Below are 8,011 nucleotides of genomic sequence, written 5' to 3'. Positions count from 1 at the left end.
ATCCTTTTAAAACCTTGAGTATTTTATCGTAATTTGCTTGAAAGTTGTGCATATGAATTATAGTGTCGTAACTACAATTTACTGCCTTTTAGCAGTTTGCGCAACTTTTTCTAAATGCACAACGGGTATTGATTATATTTTCTTCCTATGGAGGAAGTTCTATTTCTTCGGAAATATCTTCTGGAGCTGGTTTTTCTTTAGGTGATTCAATGTATTGGTTTTCTAAGGGAGGTAGAGATTCTATTTCACAACTATTTGATTTGTATTTTATAAACGTAAGTAAAAACGGAGGTATTTTTATTGGTGATTTTATAGAATAAATACCGGTCAGTATAGAGAGTTTTTACATTTTCTATATTAAAAGTAAAAAAGTATTGTTACTTAATTACTTTTGTTAAGGACATTAATCTTTGCTATTGAGTCACAATTTTCAACTAGCATATGTATGTTTTGTTCTTTAATAGAACCTTCAATGAAATATGTTCTACAGGAGTCTAATTTTGTATTACTTTTAGAAAAATCAACATTACCTTTTGTTAAAAGGAGAGATATATCAGCAGTATCAATTTGATAGGTTCTCATATTGTTTATTGCTTCATTAGAAAAAGCTCGTTTTTTAATTCTAATATTTTTAAGAACTCTGGCAGAAGGGCCATAGTCACAAGAAGCATTTTTTCCTCCCAAAAAGAAAAATAAAAGTATAAGACCTATAGCAAATCCACCTAAGTAATAAAATAACCGCTGCGCTAGTTTCATAAATAAAAAGCAATATTATGACGCCAAAAGTAAGTAAATTTTGGAATTCTTAGATATAAAAACAAGACTAGTTTTAAGTAAAAAAAATGTAATAGGACATTTTATAAAATGAGTAAGTTGATATCGCGATATGAAAGATCAAACCAGTCTGCTATGGGTTTGCTGGTTAAAATTCCGTGATAGAAATATAGCCCATTTTTTAATCCTCTATCAAAGCGTACAGCATTTTCTATTCCGCCTTCATCTCCTATTTGCAATAGATAAGGGGTGAAAATATTGCTTATTGACAAAGATGATGTTCTTGCATAACGAGAAGGGATATTAGGAACACAATAATGAACTACTCCATGTTTTTGAAAAGTAGGATGATCATGTGATGTGATCTCACTGGTTTCAAAACATCCTCCCATATCAATACTAACATCAATTATTACTGAGCCTGGTTTCATACGTTCTACCATAGTTTCAGTAACAATTATTGGAGCTCTGTTCTTTCCTCTTACAGCTCCAATTACTACATCACAACGACGTAATGCTTTGAGTAAGTTTTTGGGTTGAATAGTAGAAGTAAATAAAGGTCTCCCTATGTTAGTCTGTATACAACGTAGTTTAGTTATGGAGTTATCAAAGATTTTGACGTTAGCTCCTAGACCAATTGCAGAACGTGCAGCAAATTCACCAACAGTACCTGCTCCCACAATTACAACTTCTACAGGGGGTACACCACTAATATTTCCCATCATTAATCCAGAGCCTTGAGTAGAAACGCTGTTCATTAATTCTGATGCGATTAAAACTGCAGCAGTTCCTGCGATTTCGCTTAATGCCCTAACGGCTGGATATGCTCCATCTGCATCACGAATAAATTCAAAACCTAATGCTGTGATTCTTTTTTTTGCAAGTTCTTGAAAATAGTCTTTTGATTGAGTTTTAAGCTGTAAAGCAGAGATTAATACGGTTTGTGGATTTATATGCTCTAGTTCTTCCAAAGATGGTGGTTCTACCTTAAGAATAATAGGGCAACCAAACACTTTTGTTCTGTCATTAGTGATTTCAGCTCCAGCTTCGCTATAATCTCTATCAGAAAAGCTAGCACCAATTCCAGCATTAGTTTCTAATAAAACTCTATGACCATGAGCTGTCAATGCAGCAACAGCATCAGGAGTAAGACAAACACGTTTCTCTTGATAGTGAGTTTCTTTTGGGATACCTATAAATAGTTTTCCTTTTTTGCGTGCTACTTCGATCATTTCCTCCTGTGGTAGCAATTGCTCTTTTGTAAAAGGAGATTTAGGTGTACTCATTTGCGTGAAATTCTTTAACTCAAATTACGAATAAAAAACTCAAGAAAGCAAGTTGGAGCAAATATTTAAAATTTAACAAGCAAAAATGTATTCAATTATAAGACAAACTCCTTTTTTGATTTTCAAGTAAATCAATCTTAACTTTTGATACATTTTCTGGAAGTAAATTAGCAATTTTATCGGGCCACTCTATAAATACCCATGCATCAGAATCTAAATATTCTTCAAACCCAATATGATAAGCTTCTTCTTCATTTTCTATTCTGTAAAAATCAAAATGATATATCAGTCCATTGTTACTTTTATATTCGTTTACCAAAGAGTAGGTCGGACTAGAAATAACATCTTGTACGCCTAATTGTTTACAAATCTCTTTGATTAAAGTAGTTTTTCCGGTCCCCATAGAAGCATCAAACAAGATAATTTTATGTTTGATATTCGAAATTAGTTTCTTGGCTACATCGGGTAAATCTTCTAGAGTGTATACTAACGTCATTATTATGTTGATAAATTTAACTTTAGAAATAATAACTACAAATATACTTTAGCTAAATGAAATTTACTTAAATTCTGTATTTATCTTGGATTTAAAACAATAAAAGGAATAATCATTTCTTCTAGAGAAACTCCTCCATGTTGATAAGTGTTCCTATAATAACTTACATAGTGGTTATAATTGTTTGGGTATGCAAAAAAATAGTCTCCTTTTGCAAAAATAAACGAACTACTCATGTTAATAGAAGGTAGATGAATATCTTTTGGGTTTATAGCTTCCAGAACTTCCTTTTTTTCATAAGTAAGACTTTTTCCTGTCTTGTACCTTAAATTAAGACTCGTATTTTTATCGCCAATAACTCTAGATGGATTTTTTACATTTATAGTACCATGATCTGTAGTTATAAGAAGTTTAAAACCTAATTGCTGTGCTTGTTGAATCATTTCTAGTAAAGGCGAATTTTTGAACCAACTTTGCGTAAGTGATCTATAGGATTTATCATTTGATGCTAATTCTTTAATAACCTCCATTTCGGTTTTACTATGAGAGAGCATATCTACAAAGTTGTAAACAACTACCGTTAGATCATTATCCTTTAACCCTTTAAAATTTGCAGCTAAAGTTTTACCAGATCTTTCATTTGTGATTTTATAATACTCATGTTTGATATTAAGTCCCAATCGTTGTAGCTGGGCTGTTAAAAACTCATTTTCATTCATGTTTTTTCCTCCTTCGTCAGTGTCGTCAAGCCATAAATCTGGATGTTTCTTTTTCATTTCAGAAGGCATAAGCCCAGAAAAGATAGAGTTTCTGGCATATTGAGTTGCCGTAGGCAAAATACTAAAATAAGAATCTTCTTGTTCTTTTTTGTAATAGTTGTTTATCGTTGGTTCAAAAGCTTTCCATTGATCATAACGTAAATTATCAATGACAACCAATAAGGTCGGTTGATCTTTACTTATTTCAGGGACCACTTTTTCCTTAAATAATGTATGCGACATTACGGGGGCATCATTACTTCCGCTAAACCAATCTGGGTAATTCTTATCTATAAATTTGCAAAACTGTGAATTAGCTTCTACTTTTTGAGATTCAAGGATCTCAAACATCCCAGTATCTTCTATGTTTTCAAGTTGTAATTCCCAATAGATTAATCTTTGATATAATTCTGACCACTCTTCAAAAGAATTTACCATCGCCATATCCATCGCTATTTTTCTAAATTCTTGTTGATAATTGGCAGTGGTTTTTTCTGATACTAAACGCGAATTGTCTAAGTTTTTCTTCAGACTTAAAAGAATTTGATTGGGATTTACGGGCTTAATAAGGTAATCAGCAATTTTACTACCAATAGCTTCCTCCATAATATATTCTTCTTCACTTTTAGTGATCATGACTACAGGGATACCATCTTCTTTTTCTTTGATTTCAGACAGTGTTTCTATTCCAGAAAGTCCAGGCATGTTTTCATCTAAAAAAATGATATCAAAGTTATCTTCATCCAATATATCAATGGCTTCTGTACCACTTTGACATTTTGTTACTTCATAGTTTTTCTTTTCCAAAAACAATATATGTGGTTTAAGTAAATCAATTTCATCATCTACCCAAAGTATCTTTATTTTACTCATTTAGTTTTAATTTTAATTATGTGTTGACTTGTGAGAATGCTTATTTGCCCCCAAATAGTAAACTTGATTCTCTTAAATTCATTTAGAAATATACGTATATGATTGTCATATATGTATATTTGCTTCCGTAAAGGCAAAATGAACTTGAAAAAAAGAAATAAGCTCAAAATATTAAACGACCCAATTTACGGTTTTATTACGATACCGAATGAACTAATTTTTGATCTAATAGAGCATAGGTATTTTCAAAGGTTACGTCGTATATCGCAGATGGGGTTATCGTATCTAGTATATCCTGGTGCTCATCATACTCGATTTCATCATGCATTAGGTTGTATGCATCTTATGCAAAAAGCGGTGAGAGTTCTTCGTTTTAAAGGGATTAGCATTTCTGAAGATGAAGAAGTAGCGTTATATGCAGCAATTTTATTACATGATATTGGTCATGGTCCTTTTTCTCATGCGATGGAGCATAGTATCGTAAATGAGGTAAATCATGAGTCAATTTCCTTGATGTTTATGGAGGAAATTAACGAAGAATTTAACGGTAGTTTAACGCTTGCGATAAAAATTTTCAAAGGAGAGTATCATCGGGATTTTTTACATCAATTGATTTCTGGACAATTGGATATGGATCGTTTGGATTATTTAAAAAGAGATAGCTTTTATACTGGTGTAGCAGAGGGCAATATTAATAGTGAGCGTTTAATCACTATGTTAACTGTAGTAGATGATGCTTTAGTAGTAGAAGAAAAAGGAATTTATTCTGTTGAGAAGTTTTTACTTGCAAGACGTTTGATGTATTGGCAAGTATATCTTCATAAAACGAGTCTTGTTGCAGAGAGTTTATTAATTAGAGTTTTAAAAAGAGCAAAGGAGCTTGTTGATAAAGGAGTAGACCTAAGAGCGAGTGAACCTTTAACTTTTTTCTTAAAAAATAAAATCACATCAGAGAACTTTACTTCTGAAGTGTTACATACATTTTCGAGGTTAGATGATTATGATATTGTTTCTGCAATGAAAGAATGGTCTACTTCAGATGATTTTGTTTTGAGCACATTATCTTTAATGATTATAGATCGTGATCTTTTGAAAATTAAAATTAAAAAGAAGCCTTTTCAGGAAAAAAAGAAAGAAGAGCATATAAAGAAATTTAAGGAAAAATATAAAATTTCGAATGAAGAAGCACGTTATTTTATATTTGAAGGAGCTATTTCAAACCAAGCATATCATCTAAATAAGCAGAATATCAATGTTTTATACAAATCTAGAAAAATTGTTGATATTGTAAAAGCTACTGATCAGTTTAACTTAGAAGCTTTATCAAAACCAGTTACCAAATATTTTATGTGCTATCCGAAGCATAAACATTAACACATTTTTTATACTTTTGCTAGAATGATTTTTACAGCCACACAAATTGCGGGTATTTTAAACGGAGAAATCGAGGGAGATGAAACTGTTGAAGTATCTAAACTAGCTAAAATAGAGGAAGGAACAAAAGGCTCACTAACCTTTTTGTCAAACCCTAAATATACTCAATACATATATTCTACTGATGCATCTATTACTATTGTAGATAAAACCTTTGAAGCAGAATCAAATATAAAAACAACTCTTATAAGAGTAGATGACGCCTATAAAGCTTTTTCTCAATTGTTGGAATATTACAATATGGTAAAAATGAATAAAGTTGGGATAGAACAACCCAGTTTTATTTCTAAGACAGCCGTTTATGGAGAAGCAATTTATTTTGGTGCATTTTCTTATATGGGTGAAAACGTTAAAATAGGAAAGAATGCAAAAATTTTCCCTAACGTTTATATAGGAGATAATGTAACCATTGGAGATAATGCTGTTGTTTTTGCAGGAGCAAAGGTTTATTCTGAGACTATAATTGGAAATGGTTGTGTTATCCATAGTGGAGCAATAGTAGGAGCCGATGGTTTTGGATTTACACCAAATGAAAAAGGAGAATATAGTAAAGTGCCTCAAACAGGTAATGTTGTTATTGGAGATAATGTAGATGTGGGAGCAGGTACCTCAATTGATAGAGCCACACTTGGGTCTACAGTTATACATAATGGAGTAAAATTAGATAACCAAATACAGATTGCTCATAACGTAGAAATTGGAGAACATACTGCAATTGCAGCGCAAACCGGTATTGCCGGGTCAACCAAAATAGGAAAACATTGTTTAATAGGAGGACAAGTTGGTATTGCAGGGCATTTAACTATAGGTAACAATGTGAGAATACAGGCTCAAACCGGTATTGGAAGAAATATTAAAGATGGAGAAGCTATTCAGGGATCTCCAGCTTTGGGATATTCTGATTTTAATAAATCCTATGTGCATTTTAAAAACCTTCCCAAAATAGTAGATAGAGTATACAAACTAGAGAAAAAGATAAATAATAATGAGTGACGTTGTCATGAGCAAACAAAGAACCATTGAAAAGGAGGTAATACTTACTGGAGTAGGTTTACATACAGGAAAAGAGGTAACATTAACCTTTAAACCCGCTCCCGAAAATCACGGTTATGCATTTTGTAGAATTGATTTGGAAGGAAATCCTATCATCGAGGCAGATGCTAATTATGTTGTAAATACACAACGAGGTACAAATTTAGAGAAAAATGGAGTTAGTATCCAGACTTCAGAACATGTACTTGCCGCTTGTGTAGGATTAGAGATTGATAACCTTTTGATAGAGTTAAATGCTTCAGAACCACCAATAATGGATGGTTCGAGTAAGTTTTTTATAGAAGCTTTAGAATCTGCAGGTATTGTAGAGCAAGAAGCAGAAAGAGAAGAATATATCGTAAAAGATGTAATTTCATATGTTGATGAAGAATCAGGTAGTGAAATTATAGTAATGCCTTCTGATGAATACCAGGTTACTACTATGGTGGATTTTGGTACTAAAGTTCTAGGAACTCAAAATGCATCTCTAAAACATCTTTCTGATTTTAAAAAGGAAATAGCTGATGCGAGAACATTTAGTTTTTTACATGAGTTAGAAATGTTGTTAGAACACGGTCTAATAAAAGGTGGTGATTTAAATAATGCTATTGTTTATGTTGATAAGGAGCTTAGTCCTAGTACCATGGAGAAACTTAAAGTTGCCTTTGGGAAAGAATCTATCGCTATAAAACCTAACGGTATTTTGGATAACTTAACTTTACATTATCCAAATGAAGCTGCTCGACATAAATTATTGGATGTAATAGGAGATTTAGCATTAATAGGAACCAGAATAAGAGGTAAGATCATAGCTAATAAGCCCGGTCACTTTGTGAACACACAGTTTGCAAAAAAACTTTCTAAGATTATTAAGATAGAGAAACGTAATAAAGTTCCTCAATTTGATCTTAATAAGCCACCATTAATGGATATCAATAAGATTATGGAAATGCTTCCGCATCGATCTCCTTTTTTATTGATAGACAGGATTCTTGAGATGTCAGACAGCCATGTTGTAGGACTTAAGAATGTGACAATGAATGAACCATTTTTTGAAGGGCATTTTCCTGGAGCACCAGTAATGCCAGGAGTACTTCAGGTTGAAGCAATGGCTCAGACCGGAGGTATTTTAGCACTAAGTACAGTTCCGGATCCTGAAAATTATCTTACCTATTTTATGAAAATAGATAAAGTAAAGTTTAAACAACAGGTATTGCCCGGGGATACGTTAATATTTAAGTTGGAGCTAATTACTCCAATTCGTAGAGGTATATGTCATATGCAAGCATTTGCTTATGCTAATGGTAAATTAGTGACTGAAGCAGAGCTTATGGCACAAATAGTAAAATCAAAATAAC

Annotated in this window: 8 protein-coding genes; 4 read left to right on the top strand and 4 right to left on the bottom strand. The window is 32.4% G+C overall.

From position 1 onward, the window contains the following. The first annotated feature begins 128 nt into the window (after positions 1 to 128). Positions 129 to 320: a hypothetical protein gene (locus tag FOF46_RS00795; protein ID WP_109437560.1), complete on the top strand. Its 192-nt coding sequence runs from the start codon at positions 129 to 131 to the stop codon at positions 318 to 320. Between the two features lie 61 nt (positions 321 to 381). Here FOF46_RS00795 and FOF46_RS00790 read toward each other — a convergent pair whose 3' ends face one another. From FOF46_RS00790 to porX, 4 genes are all read right to left on the bottom strand, one after another. Next, entirely contained in the window at positions 382 to 756 is a 375-nt protein-coding gene (locus FOF46_RS00790) for a DUF4258 domain-containing protein (RefSeq protein ID WP_109437559.1), read from the bottom strand. Between the two features lie 101 nt (positions 757 to 857). After that, positions 858 to 2,060 carry an alanine dehydrogenase gene (locus FOF46_RS00785; RefSeq protein ID WP_109437558.1) on the bottom strand — a complete coding sequence of 401 codons (1,203 nt, stop codon included), beginning with the start codon at positions 2,058 to 2,060 and terminating at the stop codon, positions 858 to 860. Between the two features lie 91 nt (positions 2,061 to 2,151). Next, positions 2,152 to 2,556: a tRNA (adenosine(37)-N6)-threonylcarbamoyltransferase complex ATPase subunit type 1 TsaE gene (tsaE, locus tag FOF46_RS00780; RefSeq protein WP_143915128.1), complete on the bottom strand. Its 405-nt coding sequence runs from the start codon at positions 2,554 to 2,556 to the stop codon at positions 2,152 to 2,154. A gap of 80 nt (positions 2,557 to 2,636) precedes the next feature. Continuing rightward, a complete protein-coding gene (porX, locus tag FOF46_RS00775) occupies positions 2,637 to 4,187 on the bottom strand; it encodes a T9SS response regulator signal transducer PorX (RefSeq protein ID WP_109437556.1) in 1,551 nt (516 codons plus the stop codon). A 144-nt stretch (positions 4,188 to 4,331) separates the two neighbouring features. On the opposite strand from porX, the gene FOF46_RS00770 reads away from it, so the two are divergent. Genes FOF46_RS00770 through FOF46_RS00760 form a run of 3 tightly spaced genes read left to right on the top strand, consistent with a single transcriptional unit; the run spans position 4,332 to position 8,010 of the window. Next, positions 4,332 to 5,561 carry an HD domain-containing protein gene (locus tag FOF46_RS00770; RefSeq protein WP_143915127.1) on the top strand — a complete coding sequence of 410 codons (1,230 nt, stop codon included), beginning with the start codon at positions 4,332 to 4,334 and terminating at the stop codon, positions 5,559 to 5,561. Between the two features lie 24 nt (positions 5,562 to 5,585). Beyond that, complete coding sequence (lpxD, locus tag FOF46_RS00765) at positions 5,586 to 6,614, top strand: UDP-3-O-(3-hydroxymyristoyl)glucosamine N-acyltransferase (RefSeq protein ID WP_143915126.1); 1,029 nt, start codon at positions 5,586 to 5,588, stop codon at positions 6,612 to 6,614. Then, the gene (locus tag FOF46_RS00760; RefSeq protein ID WP_109437554.1) at positions 6,607 to 8,010 is read left to right on the top strand and encodes a bifunctional UDP-3-O-[3-hydroxymyristoyl] N-acetylglucosamine deacetylase/3-hydroxyacyl-ACP dehydratase; all 1,404 of its coding nucleotides are present in this window, start codon (positions 6,607 to 6,609) and stop codon (positions 8,008 to 8,010) included. The genes lpxD and FOF46_RS00760 overlap by 8 nt, the downstream gene beginning before the upstream one ends. The last annotated feature ends 1 nt before the right edge of the window (position 8,011 follow it).

It is taken from the genome of Aquimarina algiphila (genome assembly GCF_007489275.1).
GTDB lineage: Bacteria > Bacteroidota > Bacteroidia > Flavobacteriales > Flavobacteriaceae > Aquimarina > Aquimarina algiphila.
The sequence above is the reverse complement of the archived record's forward strand: the minus strand, read 5'-3'. Positions and strand labels throughout refer to the sequence as shown.

Coding starts and splice junctions, on each gene's coding strand:
- FOF46_RS00790 (WP_109437559.1), bottom strand. CDS start 756: ATGAAACTAGCGCAGCGGTTATTTTATTACTTAGGTGGATTTGCTATA.
- FOF46_RS00785 (WP_109437558.1), bottom strand. CDS start 2,060: ATGAGTACACCTAAATCTCCTTTTACAAAAGAGCAATTGCTACCACAG.
- tsaE (WP_143915128.1), bottom strand. CDS start 2,556: ATGACGTTAGTATACACTCTAGAAGATTTACCCGATGTAGCCAAGAAA.
- porX (WP_109437556.1), bottom strand. CDS start 4,187: ATGAGTAAAATAAAGATACTTTGGGTAGATGATGAAATTGATTTACTT.
- lpxD (WP_143915126.1), top strand. CDS start 5,586: ATGATTTTTACAGCCACACAAATTGCGGGTATTTTAAACGGAGAAATC.
- FOF46_RS00760 (WP_109437554.1), top strand. CDS start 6,607: ATGAGTGACGTTGTCATGAGCAAACAAAGAACCATTGAAAAGGAGGTA.